Consider the following 23,354-nt stretch of genomic DNA (forward strand, 5'->3'; position numbering starts at 1 on the left):
GCTTCCTGTGGGAGCGGGCTTGCCCCGCGAATGGGCCATCAATACCACCGAATCAACCCGCCCGTGGCAGGTCCGCCAACACCGCCTCGATCTCCCCTAGCACCGCCGGATCATCCAAGGTCGACGGCGGCACATAGTCCTGCCCATCGGCAATCTTGCGCAGCACCGCCCGCAAAATTTTCCCCGACCGGGTCTTGGGCAGCCGCTTGACCAATCGCACCCGGTTGAAACACGCCAGCGCACCGATTTCTTCGCGCACACTGCCGACCAGGTCCACCAGCAACTGCGATTCGGCAATGCCCTCGCCATCTTTCAGCACCACCAGCGCCAACGGCACCTGACCCTTGATATCGTCATGCACGCCGATCACCGCGCACTCGGCCACGGCCGGGTGACGCGCCACCAGGTCCTCCATTTCACCGGTGGACAGGCGATGCCCAGAGACGTTGATCACGTCGTCCGTGCGCCCCATGATGTAGACGAAGCCGTCATCGTCCAGGTAGCCGCCATCGCCCGTGTGGTAGTAGCCCGGGTAAGTGCGCAGGTACGCTTGCAGGTAGCGCTCGTGATCGCCCCACAGGGTCTGGCTGCAGCCGGGCGGCAACGGCAGCGCGATCACGATCGACCCCTGGTGGTTCGGCCCCAACACATGGCCGTCATCGTCCAGCACACGCACGTGGTAACCCGGCACTGCGCGGTTGCTGGACCCTGCACGCGCCGCGCTGCCCTCCAGCCCAACGCAGGGCGCGGTGACCGGCCAGCCGGTCTCGGTTTGCCACCAATGGTCGTGCACAGGTTTGCCAGTGACCCGCTCCAGCCATTCGTGGGTGCTTGAATCGAGTTTTTCCCCGGCCAGGAACAACTGGCGCAGCGAGCTCAGGTCGTGCCCTTTGATCCGCTCACCGTCCGGATCTTCCTTGCGGATGGCGCGCATGGCGGTCGGCGCACAGAACAACGCGTTGACCTTGTATTGCTCGACCACGCGCCAGTAGGCGGAGGCGTCCGGGGTGCGAATCGGCTTGCCTTCGTAGAACACCGTGGTGCAGCCGCTCATCAACGGCCCGTAGACGATCAGCGAATGGCCCACCACCCAACCCACGTCAGAAATACCCCACCACACATCGCCCGCCTGCATGCCGTAGATGTGGCGCATGGCATAGCACAGCGCAACCGCGTTGCCGCCGTTTTCACGCACGATGCCCTTGGGCTTTCCGGTGGTGCCGGAGGTGTACATGATGTACAGCGGGTCACCGGCGCCCAGCTCGACAGGGGCCACCGGCTCGGCCGTTGCCAACGCCTGCTGCCAGTCCAGGTCGCGGCCCGGCTGCAATTGGGCAGTGGCCTGGGGGCGTTGCAGGACCAGCACGTTGCGCGGCTGGTGACGGGCCAACTGTAGGGCACGATCGACCAGCGGCTTGTATTCGATTACCCGGTCGAACTCCAGGCCACAGGACGCCGTCAGCAGAAACGTGGGGCGGGCATCATCGATGCGCAAGGCCAGCTCGTTGGCGGCAAAACCGCCGAATACCACCGAATGCACTGCACCAATCCGCGCGCACGCCAGCATGGCCATGGCCGCCTGCGGCACCATGGGCATGTAGATGATCACCCCATCGCCCTTGCCGACCCCCAACTGGCGCAGCAAACCGGCCAGGCGTGCCACCTCGTCGCGTAACTGGTGGTAGGTATACGTCTGTTGAGTACCGGTCACCGGCGAGTCGTAGATCAGCGCCAACTGCTCGCCTCGGCCTTGTTCGATCTGATGGTCGAGTGCCAGGTGGCAGCTGTTCAGGCGGCCGTCAGCAAACCAGCGGTGGGTGCCGTCTGGGTTTTCCTGCAGGGTCAGGGAAGGCTTGCGGTGCCAGGCCAGGTGCGCGGCTTGCTCGGCCCAGAAAGCGGCAGGGTCGGCGATGGAGTGGGCGTAGCTGTGCTGATAGCTCATGTCGAAGGGAACCCGGTACTTGTTGTTATTGAAGGGCGAAACTTGAGTATGGACCGCCACGCCGGGCGCGCCATGGGACTAAAGTCACAACCGACCTGCAAATTTGCAGACAACACGAATACGCCCCATAACGGTGCAAAGCCTCTAGAATAGGCCGCCCCTTTTAGCCACCGAGCAGCCCATGGACATCGATCAGGCCCGTACCTTTCTGGAAATCGTGCGCTGCGGCAGCCTGGTCGCCGCCGCCGAACGCCTGTTCGTGTCACAAACGGCGATCACGGCGCGGGTTCAGCGCCTTGAGCAGCAACTGGGCTGCCAGTTGTTCGTGCGCAGCCGCAACGGCGCCAGCCTGACCAGCGATGGTGAGGCCTTCGTCAGCTATGCCAACCAGCTGGTGCAGACCTGGGAGGCGGCGCGCCGTGACCTGCCGCTGCCCGAAGGTTGCCAGCAAGTGCTGCATGTGGGCGGCGAAGTGAGCCTGGGTAACCCGATGATGCTCGATTGGGTCAGTGCGCTGCACCGCGAACTGCCCAGCCATGCCATCCGCAGCGAAGTGAGCGACGGCGAATCGCTGCTGCGCAAGGTCGAAATGGGCCTGCTGGACGCCGCGCTGGTCTATCAGCCGACTTACGGGCCAGGCCTGCAAGTCGAGCAATTGATGGAAGAGAAGCTGATCCGCGTGCGCCGGGTCGATCAGCCTGACCCGTACATTTACATCGACTGGGGCGAGGCGTTCCGCCGCCAGCACGACGCCGCCCTGCCCGACTGCGCGCGCCCGGCACTGAGTTTCAACCTCGGGCCGCTGGCCCTGCAGTTCATCCTCGACCAGGGCGGTAGTGGCTACTTCCGTACCCGCGTGGTGCAGGCTTACCTGGACAGCGGCGTGTTCGAGCGCGTGCCGCAGGCGCCAGAGTTCACCTACCCGACGTTTCTGGTGTACCCGCGCAAGCGCGACAGCGAAGCGCTGCAACAGGCCTTCGCGATACTCCGCCAGCTGGTGGCTGCCGGCGCCAGCGATTGGTCACAGCGCTGGGACCCGGTTATCTGAGGCACTGCCGGCGGCGCTCAGCAATTGCCGCTTGAGGCCGGCGATCAGGTCAGTCTGGGTGACCACACCGACCAGCTGGCCATTGTCGAGCACCGGCAGGCAGTGCAGCCCTTGCTCGCACAGCAAAGGCAGCAGGCGTTCCAGCGGGTGCTGGCTGCTGACACTGACCACCCGCCGGCTCATCACCTGCTCCATGCGCACTGCCTTGCGCCCGAACAGGCCACGCCAGCGGAACCGCCCGCGTTGCATGGCCGGTCCGACCAGGTCACTTAAGCTGACGATGCCGACCAGCTTGCCGTGCTGAAGCACCGGCAGGGTTTTCAAGTGGTGGCTGGCCAGCAGCTTCCACGCCTGCTCCAGGGTGGTGTCCGGTGACGCGAACTGCACATCGCGCGACATCACGGAGGCTGCTGTGATACCGCCCAGGCTGCGCTGCAAGGCATGCTGTTCGGTGGCGAGGATGATGCGCTCCAGTTCGTCCCGGGTGACGTCGACGAACTCGCCCAGCTCTTCAAGGGCCTGGTCCAGGTCGGCGCCGCTGACCCCGACACGCTCGCTGGGCAGTGGGTCGTGGGTGTGATGCATCTCTTTGCGTGGGGCCGTGCCTTTGGGGTAACGCACGCCAGTCAGGCGGTTGTAGACCACCGCCACTGCCACCAGAATCAGCGCATTGAGCAGCACCGGCTCCAGCAGGTGATCCCCCAACGCAGTCAGGCCCGGGTCGGCCAGCACCGCACTGACCGCCACACCGCCGCCCGGCGGGTGCAGGCAGCGCAACAGGCACATCACCAGTACCGAGAGCGCCAGGGCAGCAGCCGCCACCCAAAGCTCGGGCCCGAAACCCTGGCGCATGGCCAGGCCGACGGCGCCCGCCAGGGCGTAACTGCCCAGCACGGGCCAGGGCTGGGCCAAAGGCCCGGAATGCACGGCGAATACCAAAACTGCCGAGGCGGCCAAAGGGCCCAGAAGGTGCAAAGCGATGCCAGGGCCATAGGCCATGCTGGTCAGCCAGCCGGCCAGGAACAAGCCAAGCAAGGCGCCGATACCAGCGCGCAGCCATTCTTTGGGGGGGATATTCAGGGGTGCGGGCAACAGCCGCTGCAGACGACTTTCGGAACGCGAAGCAGGCATGTGAATAATCGAAATCGTAGTTTTTCTGGTTAAAAAGAAAGCCCAGCCAAGCTGGCCTGGGCCCTGTATTGCCAGAGCAATAGCGCAAGGGGCTCCGTCCGTGGAGAGATGGAAACTGGGAAGTTTCGTGCGGGGATTGTGCCGGGTGGGGTTGGCAAGGGCCAATTCAAAAAAATGCGCCTGTACTGCAATTTTTTTGCAGTGGTGATCTGCTCACAGGCCCGCTGCGACAGTTCTGTGGGCGCGGCCTTGCGTCGCGAAAGGGGCGCGAAGCGGCCCCGGCATTATCTAGCCCTGCGCGGCAAGTCGATGCTGACCCGCAACCCGCCCAACGGGCTCTGAAGCAGCGCCAGTTGCCCGCCCCAGGCCTCGACGATATCGCGCACGATGCCCAGCCCAAGGCCATGCCCATCGACCTGCTCATCCAGCCGCGAGCCCCGCTCCAGCACCTGCAGGCGCTGGCTTTCTGGAATACCTGGGCCATCATCGTCGACCCACAGCCGGTAACCGCCGTCGCTCGGTGCAATGCCCAGGCGCACTTCGCAGTCTGCCCATTTGCAAGCGTTGTCCAGCAGGTTGCCCAACAACTCCAGAACGTCCTCGCGGTCCCACGGCAACAGCAGACCCGGCGGTACGTCCCGCTCAAGCAACAGGCCTTCGCCGTGGATCATGCCCAAGGTGCCCAACAGCCCCGGCAATTCGGCATCGCAGTCGAACTGGGCACCGGGCAAGGCGTCGCCCGCCAGGCGAGCGCGGTTGAGTTCGCGTGCCAGGCGCTGCTGAATGTGCTCAAGCTGCGCGCGCATTTGCTCGCGCACGTCCGGCAGGCCCTCCAAACGCGCGCTGGACGCCAGGCTCAGCAAGACCGCCAACGGCGTCTTCAGCGCATGGCCAAGGTTGCCCAGTGCATTGCGCGAGCGCCGCAAGCTGTCTTCGGTGTGGCTCAGCAAGTGGTTGATCTGCCCCACCAGCGGCGCCAGCTCGACAGGCACTTCGGCATCCAGTTGCGAGCGCTGCCCTTGTTGCAACTGGGCGATCTGCTGGCGGGCACGCTCCAGCGGGCGCAATGAGCGCTTAACCGTGACGCGCTGGAGCACCAGCACCAGTATCAACGCCACCAGCCCCATGCCCAGGCCGATCTGCTGCATGCGCCGGAAGCCTTCACGCACCGGTGAGTAATCCTGCGCCACGCTGATCGAGATGTCCTGGCCTAGGCGGCGATAGTCAGCACGCAGCGCCAGCAATTGCTGCCCCTCTGGGCCCAGCTCGTGGCTATCGGAAAGCCCAGGAGCGGCGGGCTTGGACATGTCCAGGTCCCACAGCGAACGCGAGCGCCAGGTGCCCTGGTCAAAATCGATGCGAAAGTAATACCCGGAAAACGGCCGCTGATAGGCCGCAGAAATGCGCCGCTCATCCAACTGTAAACCTGAAGGCCCCCGCACCAGGGCCACCAGCAGATTCTCGCTTTCCTTGCGCAAGCCGTTTTCCAGGTAGCGCTGCAGGCCCGCCTCGAACAGCCACAGGGTGAGTTGCGCCAGCACCACACCCACCACCACCAGCACGGCCACCAGACCCAGGCTCAGCCGCGCCTGAATCGACTTCACGCGACGCTCCCGGCGTAGATATAGCCTTGCCCGCGGCGCGTCTCGATCACACTGCGGCCCAACTTGCGGCGCAGGTGGTTGACGTGCACTTCAAGGACATTGGAATCGCGCTCCGTCTCGCCATCGTAAAGGTGCTCGGCCAGGTGGCTCTTGGACAGGATCTGCTGCGGGTGCAGCATGAAATAACGCAGCAGCCGAAACTCGGCAGCGGTCAGCTGGATATCGACACCGTCACGGCTCACGCACTGCCGGCTTTCATCCAGGTGCAGACCGGCGGCTTCCAAGGTGGGCTGGTTGGCCAGGCCACGGGCACGGCGCAGTAACGCCTGAATGCGCAACTGCAACTCTTCGGGGTGGAAGGGTTTGCTCAGGTAGTCGTCGGCACCGGCCTTGAGGCCTTCGATGCGCTCGGCCCAGGAGCCGCGGGCGGTCAGCACCAGCACTGGCGTGGCCAGGCCAGCGGCACGCCACTGGGCGAGCACGTCGAGCCCCGGCAAGCCTGGCAAGCCGAGGTCCAGGATAATCAGGTCGTACGGTTCGCTCTGGCCCTGGTACACCGCATCGCGGCCATCGGCCAGCCAGTCCACGGCGTAGCCCTGGCGCTGCAGGCCGGCGATCAGTTCATCGGCCAGCGGGACATTGTCCTCGACAAGCAACAGGCGCATTCAGTCGTCTTCCTCGTCTTTGAGCAGGGCACCGGTACTGGCGTCTAGCTTGATTTCGCGGACCACACCTTCGGCAGTCAGCAACTCGACTTCGTATTCGTAGCGATCGTCGTCTTCTTCCAGCTCGGCCTCCAACAAACGCGCCCCGGGGTGACGCCCCAGGGCGGTTTCCAGCAGTTGCTCGAGCGGCAGGATGACGCCCTTCTGGCGCAACGCCAGGGCCTCGTCCTGATCCAGGTCACGGGCAGCCGCCAGGGAGCAGACAGCCAGCAGCGAAAGCGCGAGGTATCGCGCTGGCCGCGGTAAGTGGATCATCAGTTGTCTCGTGCGTCCTTGAGTACTTCACCGGTCTTGGCATCCAGGTCGACGTCCCACTCGACGTTCTGTGCGTCGCGCAGCTCGACCTTGTAGATGTAGCGGCCGTATTCGTCTTCAAGTTCCGAGTCTTTGACCGTGGCGCCTGGGTGCTTGGCCATGGCGGTGGCTTTCAGCTCATCCAGCGACTTGATGGTCTTGGCGTTGACCAGTTTGACCACTTCGTCAGGCTGAACGTCCTTGGCGAAAGCGGCATTGGCGCCCAGGGTAAGGGCGGCGGCGGTGAACAGGGCAGTCAAGGTTTTCATCGTGTCTTCTCTCCTGAGAGATGTTCAAGTTGTCTACGGGGTTAAGATTACCCAGCGGTCCTTAATTCAACCTGAAAACAGCTGGCGCCATGATAAACTGCGCGCATTCTTGATTCATACAGAGTTCTGACAGCGTGGAAATTTTCAAAGAGTTCACATTCGAATCGGCCCACCGCCTGCCGCACGTTCCTGCCGGGCACAAGTGTGGTCGCCTGCACGGTCACTCGTTCAAGGTCGGCCTGCACCTGACCGGCCCGCTTGACCCGCACACCGGGTGGATTCGTGATTTTTCCGAGATCAAGGCGATCTTCAAGCCGATCTACGAACAGCTGGACCACAACTACCTGAATGACATTCCAGGCCTTGAAAACCCCACCAGCGAAGTGATCGCCAAGTGGATCTGGGAGCAGGTCAAGCCGTTGCTGCCAGAGCTGTCGAAGGTGCGCATTCACGAGACCTGCACCAGCGGGTGCGAATATACCGGCGACTGAGCCGGTATCTTCACTGGCCTCTTCGCGGGCAAGCCCGCTCCCACACTTAATACGCAGCATCCTGTGGGAGCGGGCTTGCCCCGCGAAGAGGCCAGTGAAATCTCAGCCCTGCCCATTCTCCAGGGCATCGCGCAAGAAGCTCGGGGCGATATAGCGCTGGTAATGCGCCTCGGACAGCAGAAAGAACTCGCGGTCGATGGCGTCGCGCAACTGCGGCAGTTCCCAGCCTCGAAACTCCGGCAGCAATACCATGCCGTAAGCCTCCAGGTCACGGATCATCCGGGCCCCACGGGCGATCAACTGGTAAGCCCAGCAATATTCCGACTGTTGCTCGACGAAGCGGATGGAGCGCTGTTCCAGCTGCAGGCGCAGCAGGCTTTTGTCGAAGACTTCCAGCTTGGCCATCATCACCTGCACCAGCAACTGCTCCAGACGCAGCCACACGGCGCGCTTCTGCGCGTCGTCGTAGCCGTTCCAGTTGATCACTTCATGGTGAAAACGCTTGCAGCCACGGCATACCGTGTCTCCGTACACCGTGGAGCACAGGCCGACGCAAGGGGTCTTGATGGACTTGTTGGACATGAAAAACAACGGCTTGGCGGTGGAACACGGGCCCATGTTAGCCCTTTGTCTAACCAGGGTCACTCGTTAAAGTCATCTTCGCCGCCTTACCTTCAGGCTTTTTTTGCCGTAGAATCATCCGGCCTTTTCAAGGCAACAATGTCCGTTGGAAGCTGTTTTCAAAGCGTCACGAGCACAGTTAATCCGGTAGAACGGCGTTGGCCCGGGCCATGCACCCTCGCATGCCCGTGCCAGCCCTCATCAGCTCCCCGTTCTGCAGGCGTAAAACTTTGAAAGCAGCTTCTGTAAGGATTCTCTGCGACCCTGGCTGGGCGGCCCAAGAAGCCGTCATTGCGCATGGGTGCAGGGAATGCTGGATGAGCGTCCCGGACTCCCTTTAGGGACCACTGATGAGGGTAATAACTGTGCTTGAAGCCTACCGCAAACACATCGAAGAGCGTGCCGCCCTGGGTATCGTGCCCCAGCCGCTGAACGCCGAACAAACTGCAGGCCTGGTCGAGCTGCTGAAAAACCCGCCGGCCGGCGAAGAAGCCTTCCTCGTAGACCTGATCACCAACCGTGTACCGCCAGGGGTAGACGAAGCTGCCTATGTCAAGGCTGCCTTCCTGTCCGCCGTGGCCAAGGGCGAAACCAAATCCCCGCTGATCGACCGCAAGCTCGCCACCGAACTGCTGGGCACCATGCAGGGCGGCTACAACATCGAAACGCTGGTCGCGCTGCTGGATGACGCCGAACTGGGCGCCGTCGCGGCCGAAAAGCTCAAGCACACCCTGCTGATGTTCGATGCCTTCCACGACGTAGCCGAAAAAGCCAAGGCGGGCAACGTCCACGCCAAGGCCGTGCTCGAGTCCTGGGCTGCCGGCGAGTGGTTCACCTCGCGTCCGGCCATCGCCGACAAGTACACCCTGACCGTGTTCAAGGTGCCTGGCGAAACCAACACCGACGACCTGTCCCCTGCCCCGGACGCCTGGTCGCGCCCTGACATCCCGCTGCACGCCCTGGCCATGCTGAAAATGGCCCGTGACGGCATCGAGCCACAGCAGCCAGGTTCGGTCGGCCCTCTGGCCCAGATCGAAGCGGTCAAGGCCAAAGGCTTCCCAGTTGCCTACGTGGGTGACGTGGTCGGTACCGGTTCGTCGCGTAAATCCGCCACCAACTCGGTGCTGTGGTTCTTCGGTGACGACATTCCATACGTGCCGAACAAGCGCGCCGGTGGCTTCTGCTTCGGCACCAAGATCGCCCCGATCTTCTACAACACCATGGAAGACGCCGGCGCCCTGCCAATCGAGTTCGACTGCACCAACCTGGCCATGGGCGACGTCATCGACGTCTACCCGTTCAAAGGTGAAGTGCGCCGTCACGGCAGCGACGAACTGGTCACCAACTTCGAGCTGAAAACCGAAGTGCTGCTGGACGAAGTCCGCGCAGGTGGTCGTATCCCGCTGATCGTTGGCCGTGGCCTGACCGATAAAGCCCGCGCCGAGCTGGGCCTGGGCCCTGTCGACCTGTTCAAGAAACCGGAGCAGCCTGCCGCTTCGACCAAGGGCTTCACCCTGGCACAGAAGATGGTCGGCCGTGCGTGCGGCCTGCCAGAAGGCCAGGGCGTGCGCCCAGGTGCCTACTGCGAGCCGAAGATGACCACCGTCGGTTCCCAGGACACCACTGGCCCGATGACCCGCGACGAGCTGAAAGACCTGGCGTGTCTGGGCTTCTCCGCTGACCTGGTCATGCAGTCGTTCTGCCACACTGCGGCCTATCCGAAGCCGATCGACGTCACCACCCACCACACCCTGCCAGACTTCATCCGCACCCGTGGCGGCGTGTCGCTGCGCCCAGGCGACGGCATCATCCACAGCTGGCTGAACCGCATGCTGATGCCTGACACCGTCGGCACCGGTGGCGACTCGCACACCCGCTTCCCGATCGGCATCTCGTTCCCGGCCGGTTCCGGCCTGGTGGCCTTCGCTGCCGCCACCGGCGTCATGCCGCTGGACATGCCAGAGTCGATCCTGGTGCGTTTCAAGGGCAAGCTGCAACCTGGCATCACCCTGCGTGACCTGGTTCATGCCATCCCTTACTACGCCATCCAGAAGGGCCTGCTGACCGTCGAGAAGAAGGGCAAGAAAAACGCCTTCTCCGGCCGCATCCTGGAAATCGAAGGCCTGGACGAACTGACCGTCGAGCAAGCGTTCGAACTGTCCGACGCCTCGGCTGAACGTTCGGCTGCCGGTTGCACCATCAAGCTGCCAGAAAAGGCCATCGCCGAGTACCTGACTTCCAACATCACCCTGCTGCGCTGGATGATCGGCGAAGGCTACGGCGATGCCCGCACCCTGGAGCGTCGCGCCCAGGCCATGGAAGCCTGGCTGGCCAAGCCTGAGCTGCTGTCGGCCGACGCCGATGCCGAATACGCCGAAATCATCGAAATCGACCTGGCCGACGTCAAAGAGCCTGTGCTCTGCGCGCCGAACGACCCGGACGATGCCCGCCTGCTGTCTTCGGTACAGGGCGAGAAGATCGACGAAGTGTTCATCGGTTCGTGCATGACCAACATCGGTCACTTCCGCGCTGCCGGCAAGCTGCTGGAGAAGGTCAAGGGTGGCATTCCGACCCGTCTGTGGCTGGCTCCGCCAACCAAGATGGACGCTCACCAGCTGACCGAAGAAGGCTACTACGGCATCTACGGCAAGGCCGGTGCGCGCATGGAAATGCCAGGCTGCTCGCTGTGCATGGGTAACCAGGCACGTGTGCAGACCGGTTCGACCGTGGTCTCCACCTCGACCCGTAACTTCCCGAACCGTCTGGGCGACGCCACCAACGTGTACCTGGCATCGGCCGAGCTGGCTGCTGTCGCTTCGATCATCGGCAAACTGCCGACTGTCGAAGAGTACATGCAGTACGCGCAGGACATCGACAGCATGGCTGCCGACGTCTACCGCTACCTGAGCTTCGACCAGATCGCCGAGTTCCGCGAGGCTGCGGCCAACGCCAAGATCCCGGTTGTTCAAGCGTAAGTAGCAGTACGCTGTAAAAAAAACCCCAGCAGAAATGCTGGGGTTTTTTTATTGCCCTCTCAGGCCTCTTCGCGGGGCAAGCCCGCTCCCACGGGTTTGGACTGTCCTCAAGAAGTTGGACACCCATCCAACTTCCTGGGGGCAGTCAAGGCTTGCTCGGCCCCTGTGTGCGGGCTTGCCCCGCGAAGAGGAGCGCACTGGAAACCTCACATCACGAACAGATCCACAAACCTGTGCACCGCCGTCGCTTCCAGCTTTTGCTGATCCTCGCACAGCTCGAAAATCGCCTCACACCGTTGCCGCGCAAACCGCGTCGCCAGGTTCTCCCTGAACTTCGCCTCCAGCAACGGTATGCCCTCCCCGCGCCGACGCCTGTGACCGACCGGGTACTCCACCACCACCTGCTCGGTGCTGCTGCCATCCTTGAAAAACACCTGCAAGCCGTTGGCGATCGAGCGCTTGTCAGCCTCCAGGTATTCACGGGTGAAGCGCGGGTCCTCGACCACCTCCATCTTGTCGCGCAAGCGGTCGATACTCGGGTGGGCAGCGTGGAAGACATCCTCGTAATGCTCGGCCACCAGATGGCCAAAAATCAGCGGCACCGCCACCATGTACTGCAGGCAGTGATCACGGTCAGCGGCATTGGCCAGTGGGCCGACCTTGGAGATGATGCGAATTGCCGACTCCTGCGTGGTAATGACAATACGGTCCACCTCATGCAGGCGATTGCGCACCTGCGGGTGCAGCAGGACGGCGGCTTCACAGGCCGTCTGGGCGTGGAACTCGGCCGGGAAACTGACTTTGAACAGCACGTTCTCCATCACATAGCTGGCCAAGGGCTGCGGCAGACGCAACTCCTGCTGGGCAGAGGGTTTGAGCGCCAGGTCCTTGTTGGTATGACTGAATGACACATCATAGAAGCCCCATTGCGGTGCCGTGAGCACGCCAGGCACACCCATCTCGCCACGCAGCGCGATATCGGCCAGGCGCACACCCCGGCTGGACGCATCGCCAGCAGCCCAGGACTTGCGCGAGCCTGCGTTGGGTGCATGGCGGTAGGTGCGCAGCGCCTGGCCATCGACAAAGGCATGCGACAACGCCGACAGCAGTTGCTCGCGGCTGGCCCCCATCAGCTTGGCGCACACGGCCGTGGAAGCCACCTTGACCAGGATCACGTGGTCCAGGCCCACGCGATTGAACGAATTCTCCAGCGCCAACACGCCCTGGATCTCGTGCGCCATGACCATGGCTTCGAGCACTTCGCGCATCAGCAGTGGGCGTTCACCCTTTGCTACGTGTTTTTGCGACAGGTGATCGGCCACGGCCAGAATGCCGCCGAGGTTGTCTGAAGGGTGCGCCCACTCGGCGGCCAGCCAGGTGTCGTTGTAGTCCAGCCAGCGCACGATGCAGCCAATGTCCCAGGCGGCTTTGACCGGATCGAGGCGGTAGGCGGTGCCGGGCACGCGGGCACCATTCGGCACCACCGTGCCTTCCACCAACGGGCCGAGGTGTTTGGTGCATTCGGGGAAGCGCAGGGCCAGCAGGCCGCAGCCTAGGGTGTCCATCAGGCAGTTGCGCGCGGTGTCCAGTGCCTCCGGGGATTCGACCCGGTAGGTGAGGACGTAGTCGGCGAGGGTTTGCAGCACCCGGTCGTAGTCCGGGCGCTGGTTAAGGTCCACGTTGGCGCTCATTTGCAGCTCCTGTGATTGTGGGGCTGCCTGGCAGCCCATCACCGGCAAGCCAGCTCCCACAGGTTCGGTGTGGGAGCCGGCTTGCCGGCGATGGGCCGCGAAGCGGCCCCAGTCATCGAACGCCGAGCGCCAGTGGTGCGTCAGAAGCTATCGCCAGGCACCCTCACCCAGCCTTCCATCAGCACGCGAGCACTGCGGCTCATGATTGCCTTGGTCACCGTCCATTCGCCCTTCACCTGACGCGCTTCGGCGCCAACCCGCAGGGTGCCTGAAGGGTGACCGAACCGTACGGCACTGCGCTCGCGCCCGCCGGCGGCGAGGTTGACCAGCGTGCCTGGGATGGCGGCAGCGGTACCGATGGCGACCGCGGCAGTGCCCATCATCGCGTGGTGCAGCTTGCCCATGGACAACGCACGCACCAGCAGGTCGATGTCAGCCGCCTCTACTACCTTGCCACTGGACGCAGTGTAGGTGCTCGGTGGCGCGACGAAGGCCACTTTCGGCGTGTGCTGACGCCCGGCCGCCTGGTCGACATGCTCGATCAGGCCCATGCGCACGGCGCCGTAGGCACGGATCGTCTCGAAACGCAGCAGCGCTTGCGGGTCACCGTTGATCGCGTCCTGCAGCTCGGCGCCGGTGTAGCCGATATCGCTGGCATTGACGAAGATGGTCGGGATACCCGCATTGATCAGGGTTGCCTTGAACGTGCCAACCCCTGGCACTTCCAGGTCATCTACCAGGTTGCCGGTAGGGAACATCGACCCACCTGCGCCCTCTTCGTCGGCAGCTGGGTCCAGGAACTCCAGCTGAACCTCGGCCGCCGGGAAGGTCACGCCGTCGAGTTCGAAATCACCGGTTTCCTGTACTTCACCTTCGGTGATCGGCACATGGGCGATGATGGTCTTGCCGATGTTGGCTTGCCAGATACGTACGGTGGCGATGCCGTTACGCGGCACCCGCGCCGGGTCGACCAGGCCGCTGCTGATGGCGAAGGAACCGACCGCGGCAGACAGGTTGCCGCAGTTACCGCTCCAGTCGACGAAAGCCTTGTCGATGCTGACCTGGCCAAACAGATAGTCGACGTCGTGTTCGGGCTTGATGCTGCGCGAGAGGATCACCGTTTTACTGGTGCTCGAGGTCGCGCCGCCCATGCCATCGATCTGCTTGCCGTAGGGGTCGGGGCTGCCGATCACCCGCAACAGCAGCGCATCGCGGGCTGGGCCTGGGATCTGCGCCGGCTCGGGGAGGTCGTCCAGGCGGAAGAATACGCCTTTGCTGGTACCGCCACGGATGTAGGTGGCGGGGATCTTGATTTGTGGTGCGTGTGCCATTGCTTAAGTGTCCTGTTTGAATATGCAATAACCCTAGGGCCGCTACGCGACCCATTCGCGGGGCTAGCCCGCTCCCACAGGTACAGTGCAAACCGGCAGCGCCACACCTACCCTGTGGGAGCGGGCTTGCCCCGCGAATGGGCTGCAAAGCAGCCCCATGCCACTACGCGGTCGCTTCGAGGAAGTCTTGGGCAAAGCGCTGCAGCACCCCGCCCGCCTCGTAGATCGACACTTCCTCGGCGGTATCCAGGCGGCAGGTCACCGGCACCTCGACCCGCTCGCCATTGCGACGGGTAACCACCAGCGTCAGCGTTGCACGCGGCTTGCGCTCACCGAGCACATCATAGGTCTCACTGCCATCCAGACCCAGGGTGTTGCGGTCCGTACCCGGCTTGAACTCCAGCGGCAGCACGCCCATGCCCACCAGGTTGGTGCGGTGAATGCGTTCAAAGCCTTCGGCCACGATCGCCTCGACACCCGCCAGGCGCACCCCCTTGGCCGCCCAGTCACGGGACGAGCCCTGGCCGTAGTCGGCACCGGCGACGATGATCAGCGGCTGCTTGCGCTCCATGTAGGTCTCGATCGCCTCCCACATGCGGGTCACCTTGCCTTCCGGCTCGATGCGCGCCAACGAGCCCTGTTTCACGCTGCCGTCGTCCTGGCGCACCATTTCGTTGAACAGCTTGGGGTTGGCGAAGGTGGCGCGCTGGGCGGTCAGGTGGTCGCCACGGTGGGTGGCGTAGGAGTTGAAGTCCTCCTCCGGCAAGCCCATTTTCGCCAAGTACTCACCCGCCGCGCTGTCCATCATGATGGCGTTGGACGGTGACAGGTGATCGGTAGTGATGTTGTCCGGCAGCACCGCCAGCGGGCGCATGCCACGCAGGGTGCGCTCACCGGCCAGGGCACCTTCCCAGTACGGCGGACGGCGGATATAGGTGCTCATCGGGCGCCAGGCGTACAGCGGCGCCACCTTCGGCCCACGGTCTTCCTCAATGGCGAACATCGGAATGTAAACCTTGCGGAACTGCTCCGGCTTGACCGAGGCACGCACCACGGCGTCGATTTCTTCATCGCTCGGCCAGATATCCTTGAGGCGGATTTCCTTGCCGTCGACCACGCCCAGCACGTCTTTCTCGATGTCGAACCGGATGGTCCCGGCGATGGCGTAGGCCACCACCAGCGGCGGCGAGGCCAGGAACGCCTGCTTGGCGTAAGGGTGGATGCGCCCGTCGAAGTTGCGGTTACCCGACAACACCGCAGTGGCATACAGGTCACGCTCGACGATCTCTTGCTGGATCACCGGGTCCAGCGCACCGGACATGCCGTTGCAGGTGGTGCAGGCGAAAGCGACGATGCCAAAGCCCAGGTTCTCCAGCTCTTTCTCAAGCCCTGCTTCTTCCAGGTACAGCTGCACAGCCTTGGAGCCTGGCGCCAGCGAGGATTTGACCCAGGGTTTGCGCGCCAGGCCCAGCTTGTTGGCATTGCGTGCCAAAAGGCCCGCTGCGATCACGTTGCGCGGGTTGCTGGTGTTGGTGCAGCTGGTGATGGCGGCGATGATGACCGCGCCGTCCGGCATTTGCCCCGGGACATCTTCCCAGGCCCCGGCGATGCCCTTGGCCGCCAGGTCGCTGGTGGCAACGCGGGCATGCGGGTTCGACGGGCCGGCCATGTTGCGCACCACACTCGACAGGTCGAAGCTCAGGGTACGCTCGTAGACGGCGCCGGCCAGGCTGTCGGCCCACAGGCCGGTGGCCTTGGCGTAGGTTTCCACCAGCTTGACCTGCTGCTCTTCGCGACCGGTCAGCTTGAGGTAGTCGATGGTCTGCTGGTCGATGGCGAACATCGCTGCAGTGGCGCCGTATTCAGGGGCCATGTTGGAGATGGTCGCGCGGTCGCCCAGGGTCAGGGCACGGGCACCCTCGCCGTGGAACTCGAGGTAGGCGCCGACGACTTTCTGTTTACGCAGGAACTCGGTCAGGGCCAGCACCAGGTCGGTGGCGGTGATGTTCGGTGCCAGCTTGCCGGTCAGCTCGACGCCGACAATTTCCGGCAGGCGCATCCACGAGGCGCGGCCGAGCATCACGTTCTCGGCTTCCAGGCCGCCGACACCAATGGCGATCACGCCCAGGGCGTCGACATGCGGGGTGTGGCTGTCGGTGCCAACGCAGGTATCCGGGTAGGCCACGCCGCGGTCGCTGTGGATCACCGGTGACATCTTCTCCAGGTTGATCTGGTGCATGATGCCGTTGCCCGGCTGGATCACGTCGACGTTCTTGAACGCCTTCTTGGTCCAGTTGATGAAGTGGAAACGGTCTTCGTTACGGCGGTCTTCGATGGCACGGTTTTTCTCGAACGCCTGCGGGTCGAAACCACCGCACTCGACCGCCAGGGAGTGGTCGACGATCAACTGCACCGGCACCACCGGGTTGACCTGGGCCGGGTCGCCGCCCTTGTCGGCAATGGCGTCACGCAGGCCGGCCAGGTCGACCAGAGCGGTTTGGCCGAGGATATCGTGGCACACCACGCGCGCCGGGAACCACGGGAAGTCGAGGTCGCGCTTGCGCTCGATCAGTTGGCTGAGCGAGGCGTCGAGGGTGGCGGGGTCGCAGCGGCGCACCAGGTTTTCGGCGAGCACGCGCGAGGTGTAGGGCAACCCGTCGTAGGCGCCGGGCTTGATAGCCTCGACTGCCGCGCGGGCATCGAAGTAGTCCAGGTCGGTGCCTGGCAGGTGCTTGCGGAATGCGGTGTTCATCATGGAATCAGGCTCGGTCACAGGATTCGGAAGGTTGCTCCGTCCCTGTGGGAGCGGGCTTGCCCGCGAAGGCGTCAGCAGGTGCACATCGGTTGCCCGGTCTGACGCCTTCGCGGGCAAGCCCGCTCCCACAAGGGAACGGGTTGCCTCTCTAGATCTATTCAGCGCTGCTCGATCGGCACGAACTGGCGCTGTTCGACGCCGACATACTCGGCGCTCGGGCGAATGATGCGGTTGTTGGCACGCTGTTCGAACACGTGCGCCGCCCAGCCGGTCAGGCGCGAGCAGACGAAGATCGGGGTGAACAGCTTGGTCGGAATGCCCATGAAGTGGTACGCCGACGCATGGTAGAAGTCGGCGTTAGGGAACAGGCGTTTCTGCTCCCACATGGTCTTGTCGATGGCTTCGGACACTGGGTACAGGACCTTGTCACCGACCTCGTCAGCCAGTTGCTTCGACCAGCCCTTGATCACCTCGTTGCGCGGGTCGGACTCTTTGTAGATGGCATGGCCAAAGCCCATGATCTTGTCCTTGCGCTCCAGCATCTTGAGCAGCTCGGCCGTGGCGTCCTGCGGGCTCTGGAAGCGTTCGATCAGTTCCATCGCCGCTTCGTTGGCACCGCCGTGCAGCGGGCCACGCAGCGAGCCGATGGCGGCGGTGACGCAGGAGTACAGGTCGGACAGGGTCGAAGCGCAGACGCGTGCGGTGAAGGTCGAGGCGTTGAATTCGTGCTCCGCATAGAGGATCAGCGACACGTTCATCACCTTGACGTGCAACTCGCTTGGCTTCTTGCCGTGCAGCAGGTGCAGGAAATGCCCGCCGAGGGTGTCTTCATCGCTGGTGCAGTCGATGCGCACGCCATGGTGGGTGAAGCGGTACCAGTAGCACATCACGGCCGGGAACAGCGCCAGCAGGCGGTCGGTCTTGTCGTGCTGGGCTTCGAAGGTGAGTTCGGGCTCTAGGGTGCCCAGCACCGAGCAGCCGGTGCGCATCACGTCCATCGGGTGGGCGTCGCGCGGGATGCGCTCGAGCACTTCCTTGAGGGCTTGCGGCAGGTCACGCAGGCCTTTCAGCTTGTGCTTGTATTCGGCCAGCTGTGCTTTGCTTGGCAGCTCGCCGTACAGCAGCAGGTAGGCCACTTCTTCGAATTCAGCATCAGCCGCCAGGTCACGGACGTCGTAGCCACGGTAGGTCAGGCCGGCACCGGCCTGGCCAACGGTCGACAGTGCGGTCTGGCCGGCCACCTGGCCACGCAGGCCTGCGCCACTGAGTACTTTTGCTTCGGCCATGGTGTTTCTCCTTTCTTGAATTTGTTATGGATTTCTTGCTGGCTAATTCGGTTTGCCTGTACCGGCCTCTTCGCGGGCAAGCCCGCTCCCACAGGTCCAACACAGCTTTTGAAACTTGCGCTGTACCTGCGGGAGCGGGCTTGTCCCGCGAAAGGGCCAGCACAGGCGGTCACTTATCCTTTCTTCTGGGCAAACAACGCATCGAGGCTCTGCTCGAAGGCGTGGTAACCAATGGCATCGTAGAGCTCCATGCGGGTCTGCATGGTGTCGACCACGTTCTTCTGGGTGCCGTCACGACGCAGCGCCGTGTAGACATTCTCGGCCGCCTTGTTCATGGCGCGGAACGCCGACAGCGGGTACAGCACCAGCGACACGTCGACCGACGCCAGCTCTTCGGTGGTGTACAGCGGCGTGGCGCCGAATTCAGTGATGTTGGCCAGAATCGGCGCTTGCACACGGTCAGCGAAGGTCTTGTACATCGAAAGCTCGGTAATGGCCTCCGGGAAGATCATGTCGGCGCCGGCCTCGACGCACGCTGCGGCACGGTCCAGCGCAGCATTCAAGCCTTCGACGGCCAGGGCATCGGTGCGCGCCATGATTACGAAGCTGTCATCGGTACGGGCATCGACGGCGGCCTTGATACGGTCGACCATTTCCTGCTGGGTGACGATTTCCTTGTTCGGGCGGTGGCCACAACGCTTGGCGCCAACCTGGTCTTCGATGTGGATGGCGGCTGCGCCGAACTTGCTCATCGAGCGCACGGTACGCGCCACGTTGAACGCCGAGGCACCGAAGCCGGTGTCGACATCCACCAGCAGCGGCACGTCGCAGACGTCGGTGATGCGGCGCACATCGGTGAGCACATCGTCCAGGCCGCTGATACCCAGGTCCGGCAGGCCCAGGGAGCCTGCGGCCACGCCGCCACCGGACAGGTAGATGGCCTTGAAGCCGGCGCGCTTGGCCAGCAGGGCATGGTTGGCGTTGATGGCGCCGACTACCTGCAAGGGATGTTCGGCGGCAACCGCGTCGCGGAAACGTTGGCCGGGCGTGCTCTTCACAGTCATGAATCACCTCGTGGGCTATTGTCGTTGGCGTCCAGGTAGTGACGCTCGATGTTGCGTTTGGACGCGCCGATGTGGCGGCGCATCAGGAGTTCGGCCAGTTCACCGTCACGGTCGGCGATGGCATCGAGAATCCGGTGGTGTTCGGCAAACGCCTGGCGTGGCCGATTGGGCGTGGCGGAGAATTGGATGCGGTACATGCGCACGAGCTGGTACAGCTCGCCACACAGCATCTTGACCAGGGTCTGGTTGCCGCTGCCCTGGATGATCCGGTAGTGGAAGTCGTAGTCACCTTCCTGCTGGTAGTAGCCGACACCCGCCTGGAACGCCGCATCGCGCTCATGGGTGTCGAGCACCCGGCGCAGTTCGTCGATATCGGCCTGGCTCATGCGCTCGGCGGCCAGGCGGCAGGCCATGCCTTCGAGCGATTCGCGGATTTCGTACAGCTCGATCAGCTCGGCATGGTTGAGCGACACCACCCGCGCCCCGACATGCGGCACGCGCACCAGCAGGCGCTGGCCTTCGAGGCGGTGGATGGCCTCGCGCAGCGGCCCGCGGCTGATGCCGTAGGTGCGCGCCAGCTCCGGCTCGGAGATCTTGCTGCCCGGGGCGATGTCACCCTTGACGATGGCCGCTTGGATGCGCCGAAAGACGTTTTCGGACAAGGTTTCCGTTTCGTCCGCCAACGCTGGGCTGGGAGTGGATAGGTCCAGCATATTGTCGACACCCTGATAATCACATGGCCAGAAATTAGCTAATTAAGCGCGATCAGTCAAAGACAAAATGAACATTGTCGACAATCGTCTAATAACGAACTAACCCTGCCCCGCCGCTGTCAGATCGCGACGCGCTGGCGTCAAGACGTCGGCGTGATAGAATGCCGCGCCTCCGACGGAGTATGGATAGCGTGTCTGTCATCTATTCATGTTGTTGACAGATGAACGAGGAAGCTTGCGCAGTCGTTGCCAGTCGCCTTGCCCCGAACCCTGCACAGTACCGCGCCAGGATTATGAGACTTACACCCGTTTTATTGCTGCTATGCCTCACCCTGCTGCCGGCCATCGGCCAAGCGGCGGGCAAGACCGTGTACGGTCTCAACGAATACGCAAAGCTGGGCGACCTGGACCTGGAAGTGGCCGCCAAGCTCGACACCGGTGCCAAGACCGCCTCGCTCAGCGCCCGCGACATCAAGCGCTTCAAGCGTAACGGCGAGAGCTGGGTGCGTTTCTACCTGGCCATCGATGCCGCCCATTCGCACCCGATCGAACGCCCCCTCGCGCGCGTCAGCAAGATCAAGCGACGGGCAGGCGACTACGATGCCGAATCGGGCAAGGCCTACACCGCGCGCCCGGTCATCGAACTCGAAATCTGCATGGGCCAGGCCCTGCGCACCATCGAAGTCAACCTCACCGACCGCAGCGCGTTCCAGTTCCCGCTGCTGATCGGCTCCGAGGCGCTCAAGCACTTCGACGCGCTGGTCGACCCAAGCCTTAAATACGCGGCCGGCAAACCTGCCTGTGCCACCGACGCTCCTAAAGCAGAGTAATCCCGATGCGCTCTCTTACCCTCCATCTGAAAGTCCTGATCACCGTCCTGGTGCTGCTGGGCGTGGCGGTCACCGCTTATCAGATCTTCTTCCTCGGCATCCCGGTGACCGAAGACGAAACCGACGACCTGTGGAATATCGACGCCAAGGTCGAGTTCGTGGCCAGCACCAAGGACCCGGTCAAGGTGCAGATGTTCGTGCCGCCACTGAACCGCGACTACGTCAGCCTCAACGAGAGCTTCATCTCCAACAACTATGGGGTGAGCGTCAACCGTGCCGACGGCAACCGCAAGGTGACCTGGTCGGCACGCCGCGCCAGCGGCAACCAGACGCTTTACTACCGCCTGGTGCTGACCAAGCGCTACAGCAACGAAAAGACCACCATCAAGGGCCCGACCTTCCGTGACAGCCTGGCAGTCGACGGCCCCGAGAAGATCGCCGCCGAAGCCCTGATGGCGCCTATCCGCCAGCATTCGGCCGACGTTGAGACCTTCGTCAGCGAAACCATCAAGCGGGTCAACAACCTCAACGACGACAACGTCAAGCTGCTGCTGGCCGGCGACACCTCGGCCATGAAGAAGGCCCAGGTCATCGACCTGCTGTTGTCCATCGCCCACGTGCCGATGGAAAAGGTCCACACCATCCGCCTGGTCGCCGACACCCCGCAGACCCCAGAACTGTGGCTGCGCAGCTTCAACGGCAACGACTGGCTGTACTTCAACCCGGACACCGGCGAGCAGGGCCTGCCCAACGACCGCCTGCTGTGGTGGACCGGTGATGACAACCTGATCACCGTCGATGGCGGCAAGAAAGCCAACGTCACCTTCAGCATGAACAACAGCGAGATGAACGCCATCCGCCTGGCCAAGCTGACCGACGAGAACACCGACGCCGACTTCCTCGAGTACTCGCTGTACGGCCTGCCGCTGCAGACCCAGCAGACCTTCATGATCATGGTGATGATCCCGATCGGCGTGCTGGTGATCCTGGTGCTGCGCAACCTGATCGGCCTGCAGACCCTGGGTACCTTCACCCCGGTACTGATCGCCCTGGCCTTCCGCGAGACTCAACTGGGCTTCGGTATCGTGTTGTTCACGGTAATCACGGCGCTGGGCCTGTCACTGCGCTCGTACCTTGAACACCTCAAGCTGCAGATGCTGCCACGCCTGTCGGTGGTGCTGACCTTCGTGGTGGTGCTGATCGCCGCCATCAGCCTGTTCAGCCACAAGCTGGGCCTGGAGCGCGGGTTGTCGGTGGCGCTGTTCCCGATGGTGATCCTGACCATGACCATCGAACGCCTGTCGATCACCTGGGAAGAGCGCGGCGGTGGCCATGCCATGAAAGTGGCCATCGGCACCCTGTTCGCAGCGTCCGTCGCGCACCTGCTGATGATGGTGCCGGAGCTGGTGTACTTCGTCTTCACCTTCCCGGCGGTGCTGCTGATTCTGGTGGGCTTCATGCTGGCGATGGGTCGCTACCGCGGCTACCGCCTGACCGAGCTCGTTCGCTTCAAGGCGTTCCTGAAGAAGGCTGATGCCTGATGTTCGGACTGATCAAGACCTGGAAAGCCCTGGAGGCCCGGGGCATCATGGGTATCAACCGGCGCAACGCGGACTATGTCCTGAAGTACAACAAGCGCCACCTGTACCCGATCGTCGACGACAAGATCATCACCAAAGAGCGCGCGCTCGCGGCCGGCATCCATGTGCCGGAAATGTACGGCGTCATCGAGACCGAGAAAGAGATCGAGAAGCTCGACCAGATCATCGGCGGGCGCAGTGATTTCGTCATCAAGCCGGCGCAAGGTGCCGGCGGTGACGGCATCCTGGTGATCGCCGACCGCTTCGAGGACCGCTACCGCACGGTGTCGGGCAAGATCATCAGCCACGAGGAAATCGAGCACCAGATCTCGAGCATCCTTACCGGCCTGTACTCGCTGGGTGGTCACCGCGACCGGGCGCTGATCGAGTACCGGGTCACGCCGGACCAGATCTTCAAGAGCATCAGCTACGAAGGCGTGCCGGACATCCGAATCATCGTGTTGATGGGCTACCCCGTCATGGCCATGCTGCGCCTGCCGACCCGCCAGTCCGGCGGCAAGGCCAACCTGCACCAGGGCGCCATCGGCGTGGGTGTCGACCTGGCCACGGGGGTGACCCTGCGCGGCACCTGGCTGAACAACATCATCAGCAAGCACCCGGACACCACCAACGCCGTGGACGGCGTGCAACTGCCGAACTGGGACGGCTTCATGAAGCTTGCGGCCGGCTGCTACGAGCTGTGCGGCCTGGGCTACATCGGTGTGGACATGGTGCTGGACCAGGAAAAGGGCCCGCTGATTCTGGAACTCAACGCCCGCCCAGGCCTGAACATCCAGATTGCCAACGACTGCGGGCTGACCCAGCGCACCCACGCCATCGAGGCGCACATCGAGGCGCTGGCCAAGGACGGTGTGACCGAGGATGCCGAACAGCGCGTTCGTGTCTCGCAAGGGCTGTTCGGGCACGTGCATCCGCGCTGAAATTGCCGGGGCTGCTTTGCAGCCATTCGCAGCGCAAGGCTGCTCCTACAGGTACCGCGCAGC

The 23,354-nt window shown here is 63.4% G+C and carries 19 protein-coding genes; 6 read left to right on the forward strand and 13 right to left on the reverse strand.

What is annotated here, in order from left to right; all coding sequences use genetic code 11:
• Positions 1 to 52: 52 nt before the first annotated feature.
• On the reverse strand, positions 53 to 1,942 hold the full coding sequence (locus tag AC5PZ0_RS08800) for a propionyl-CoA synthetase (protein ID WP_493854715.1): 1,890 nt from the start codon (positions 1,940 to 1,942) through the stop codon (positions 53 to 55).
• A 181-nt stretch (positions 1,943 to 2,123) separates the two neighbouring features.
• On the opposite strand from AC5PZ0_RS08800, the gene AC5PZ0_RS08805 reads away from it, so the two are divergent.
• Positions 2,124 to 2,990 (forward strand): LysR family transcriptional regulator, encoded by an 867-nt coding sequence (locus tag AC5PZ0_RS08805; protein WP_085273236.1) that lies wholly within the window; start codon positions 2,124 to 2,126, stop codon positions 2,988 to 2,990.
• On the opposite strand, the gene AC5PZ0_RS08810 is transcribed toward AC5PZ0_RS08805, so the two are convergent.
• The 5 genes from AC5PZ0_RS08810 to AC5PZ0_RS08830 form a co-directional block, all read right to left on the reverse strand.
• Positions 2,964 to 4,121 carry an HPP family protein gene (locus AC5PZ0_RS08810; RefSeq protein WP_493854716.1) on the reverse strand — a complete coding sequence of 386 codons (1,158 nt, stop codon included), beginning with the start codon at positions 4,119 to 4,121 and terminating at the stop codon, positions 2,964 to 2,966. The genes AC5PZ0_RS08805 and AC5PZ0_RS08810 overlap by 27 nt on opposite strands.
• 284 nt (positions 4,122 to 4,405) lie before the next feature.
• Positions 4,406 to 5,725 (reverse strand): ATP-binding protein, encoded by a 1,320-nt coding sequence (locus AC5PZ0_RS08815; RefSeq protein ID WP_493854717.1) that lies wholly within the window; start codon positions 5,723 to 5,725, stop codon positions 4,406 to 4,408.
• A complete protein-coding gene (locus AC5PZ0_RS08820) occupies positions 5,722 to 6,390 on the reverse strand; it encodes a response regulator transcription factor (protein WP_027593911.1) in 669 nt (222 codons plus the stop codon). Before AC5PZ0_RS08820 ends, AC5PZ0_RS08815 begins: the two co-directional genes overlap by 4 nt.
• Complete coding sequence (locus AC5PZ0_RS08825) at positions 6,391 to 6,705, reverse strand: PepSY domain-containing protein (RefSeq protein WP_027593912.1); 315 nt, start codon at positions 6,703 to 6,705, stop codon at positions 6,391 to 6,393.
• Positions 6,705 to 7,013, reverse strand: a complete 309-nt coding sequence (locus tag AC5PZ0_RS08830) for a PepSY domain-containing protein (RefSeq protein WP_099429918.1) — start codon at positions 7,011 to 7,013, stop codon at positions 6,705 to 6,707. Before AC5PZ0_RS08830 ends, AC5PZ0_RS08825 begins: the two co-directional genes overlap by 1 nt.
• A 134-nt stretch (positions 7,014 to 7,147) precedes the next feature.
• On the opposite strand from AC5PZ0_RS08830, the gene queD reads away from it, so the two are divergent.
• Positions 7,148 to 7,504, forward strand: a complete 357-nt coding sequence (gene queD / locus AC5PZ0_RS08835) for a 6-carboxytetrahydropterin synthase QueD (protein WP_033699061.1) — start codon at positions 7,148 to 7,150, stop codon at positions 7,502 to 7,504.
• A 102-nt stretch (positions 7,505 to 7,606) separates the two neighbouring features.
• Here the strand turns inward: queD and AC5PZ0_RS08840 are convergent, their stop codons facing one another.
• The gene (locus AC5PZ0_RS08840; protein ID WP_172960418.1) at positions 7,607 to 8,086 is read right to left on the reverse strand and encodes a DUF1289 domain-containing protein; all 480 of its coding nucleotides are present in this window, start codon (positions 8,084 to 8,086) and stop codon (positions 7,607 to 7,609) included.
• A 404-nt stretch (positions 8,087 to 8,490) separates the two neighbouring features.
• Here AC5PZ0_RS08840 and acnB point away from each other — a divergent pair, with 404 nt between their 5' ends.
• Positions 8,491 to 11,100, forward strand: coding sequence for a bifunctional aconitate hydratase 2/2-methylisocitrate dehydratase (gene acnB / locus AC5PZ0_RS08845; protein WP_099429920.1), 2,610 nt, complete (start codon positions 8,491 to 8,493; stop codon positions 11,098 to 11,100).
• 206 nt (positions 11,101 to 11,306) lie between these two features.
• On the opposite strand, the gene prpD is transcribed toward acnB, so the two are convergent.
• The 6 genes from prpD to AC5PZ0_RS08875 all read right to left on the reverse strand — a co-directional run bounded on the left by prpD (position 11,307) and on the right by AC5PZ0_RS08875 (position 19,940).
• Positions 11,307 to 12,791, reverse strand: coding sequence for a 2-methylcitrate dehydratase (gene prpD / locus AC5PZ0_RS08850; protein WP_265968912.1), 1,485 nt, complete (start codon positions 12,789 to 12,791; stop codon positions 11,307 to 11,309).
• A 140-nt stretch (positions 12,792 to 12,931) separates the two neighbouring features.
• The gene (gene prpF / locus AC5PZ0_RS08855; protein ID WP_493854718.1) at positions 12,932 to 14,122 is read right to left on the reverse strand and encodes a 2-methylaconitate cis-trans isomerase PrpF; all 1,191 of its coding nucleotides are present in this window, start codon (positions 14,120 to 14,122) and stop codon (positions 12,932 to 12,934) included.
• 163 nt (positions 14,123 to 14,285) lie between these two features.
• Entirely contained in the window at positions 14,286 to 16,874 is a 2,589-nt protein-coding gene (gene acnD, locus AC5PZ0_RS08860; RefSeq protein WP_493854780.1) for a Fe/S-dependent 2-methylisocitrate dehydratase AcnD, read from the reverse strand.
• A gap of 161 nt (positions 16,875 to 17,035) precedes the next feature.
• Entirely contained in the window at positions 17,036 to 18,163 is a 1,128-nt protein-coding gene (prpC, locus tag AC5PZ0_RS08865; RefSeq protein ID WP_099429924.1) for a bifunctional 2-methylcitrate synthase/citrate synthase, read from the reverse strand.
• Between the two features lie 173 nt (positions 18,164 to 18,336).
• On the reverse strand, positions 18,337 to 19,227 hold the full coding sequence (prpB, locus tag AC5PZ0_RS08870; RefSeq protein ID WP_027593921.1) for a methylisocitrate lyase: 891 nt from the start codon (positions 19,225 to 19,227) through the stop codon (positions 18,337 to 18,339).
• Entirely contained in the window at positions 19,224 to 19,940 is a 717-nt protein-coding gene (locus tag AC5PZ0_RS08875) for a GntR family transcriptional regulator (RefSeq protein ID WP_027593922.1), read from the reverse strand. The genes prpB and AC5PZ0_RS08875 overlap by 4 nt, the downstream gene beginning before the upstream one ends.
• Before the next feature lie 293 nt (positions 19,941 to 20,233).
• Here AC5PZ0_RS08875 and rloA point away from each other — a divergent pair, with 293 nt between their 5' ends.
• From rloA to AC5PZ0_RS08890, 3 genes are read left to right on the forward strand one after another with little or no spacing between them, the layout of a single operon-like run.
• On the forward strand, positions 20,234 to 20,770 hold the full coding sequence (gene rloA / locus AC5PZ0_RS08880; protein ID WP_027593923.1) for a retropepsin-like aspartic peptidase RloA: 537 nt from the start codon (positions 20,234 to 20,236) through the stop codon (positions 20,768 to 20,770).
• Positions 20,771 to 20,775: 5 nt separating this feature from the next.
• Entirely contained in the window at positions 20,776 to 22,311 is a 1,536-nt protein-coding gene (rloB, locus tag AC5PZ0_RS08885) for an osmotic stress tolerance membrane protein RloB (protein ID WP_027593924.1), read from the forward strand.
• Entirely contained in the window at positions 22,311 to 23,291 is a 981-nt protein-coding gene (locus AC5PZ0_RS08890) for an alpha-L-glutamate ligase-like protein (RefSeq protein WP_099429926.1), read from the forward strand. The genes rloB and AC5PZ0_RS08890 overlap by 1 nt, the downstream gene beginning before the upstream one ends.
• The last annotated feature ends 63 nt before the right edge of the window (positions 23,292 to 23,354 follow it).

The organism is Pseudomonas sp. 5.2 (assembly GCF_059025405.1).

Excerpts from the sequence above, each read along its gene's own strand:
- AC5PZ0_RS08800 (WP_493854715.1), bottom strand. The coding sequence starts at position 1,942 with ATGAGCTATCAGCACAGCTACGCCCACTCCATCGCCGACCCTGCCGCT.
- AC5PZ0_RS08805 (WP_085273236.1), top strand. The coding sequence starts at position 2,124 with ATGGACATCGATCAGGCCCGTACCTTTCTGGAAATCGTGCGCTGCGGC.
- AC5PZ0_RS08810 (WP_493854716.1), bottom strand. The coding sequence starts at position 4,121 with ATGCCTGCTTCGCGTTCCGAAAGTCGTCTGCAGCGGCTGTTGCCCGCA.
- AC5PZ0_RS08820 (WP_027593911.1), bottom strand. The coding sequence starts at position 6,390 with ATGCGCCTGTTGCTTGTCGAGGACAATGTCCCGCTGGCCGATGAACTG.
- AC5PZ0_RS08825 (WP_027593912.1), bottom strand. The coding sequence starts at position 6,705 with ATGATCCACTTACCGCGGCCAGCGCGATACCTCGCGCTTTCGCTGCTG.
- AC5PZ0_RS08830 (WP_099429918.1), bottom strand. The coding sequence starts at position 7,013 with ATGAAAACCTTGACTGCCCTGTTCACCGCCGCCGCCCTTACCCTGGGC.
- AC5PZ0_RS08840 (WP_172960418.1), bottom strand. The coding sequence starts at position 8,086 with ATGTCCAACAAGTCCATCAAGACCCCTTGCGTCGGCCTGTGCTCCACG.
- prpD (WP_265968912.1), bottom strand. The coding sequence starts at position 12,791 with ATGAGCGCCAACGTGGACCTTAACCAGCGCCCGGACTACGACCGGGTG.
- prpF (WP_493854718.1), bottom strand. The coding sequence starts at position 14,122 with ATGGCACACGCACCACAAATCAAGATCCCCGCCACCTACATCCGTGGC.
- acnD (WP_493854780.1), bottom strand. The coding sequence starts at position 16,874 with ATGAACACCGCATTCCGCAAGCACCTGCCAGGCACCGACCTGGACTAC.
- prpC (WP_099429924.1), bottom strand. The coding sequence starts at position 18,163 with ATGGCCGAAGCAAAAGTACTCAGTGGCGCAGGCCTGCGTGGCCAGGTG.
- prpB (WP_027593921.1), bottom strand. The coding sequence starts at position 19,227 with ATGACTGTGAAGAGCACGCCCGGCCAACGTTTCCGCGACGCGGTTGCC.
- AC5PZ0_RS08875 (WP_027593922.1), bottom strand. The coding sequence starts at position 19,940 with ATGCTGGACCTATCCACTCCCAGCCCAGCGTTGGCGGACGAAACGGAA.
- rloA (WP_027593923.1), top strand. The coding sequence starts at position 20,234 with ATGAGACTTACACCCGTTTTATTGCTGCTATGCCTCACCCTGCTGCCG.
- rloB (WP_027593924.1), top strand. The coding sequence starts at position 20,776 with ATGCGCTCTCTTACCCTCCATCTGAAAGTCCTGATCACCGTCCTGGTG.
- AC5PZ0_RS08890 (WP_099429926.1), top strand. The coding sequence starts at position 22,311 with ATGTTCGGACTGATCAAGACCTGGAAAGCCCTGGAGGCCCGGGGCATC.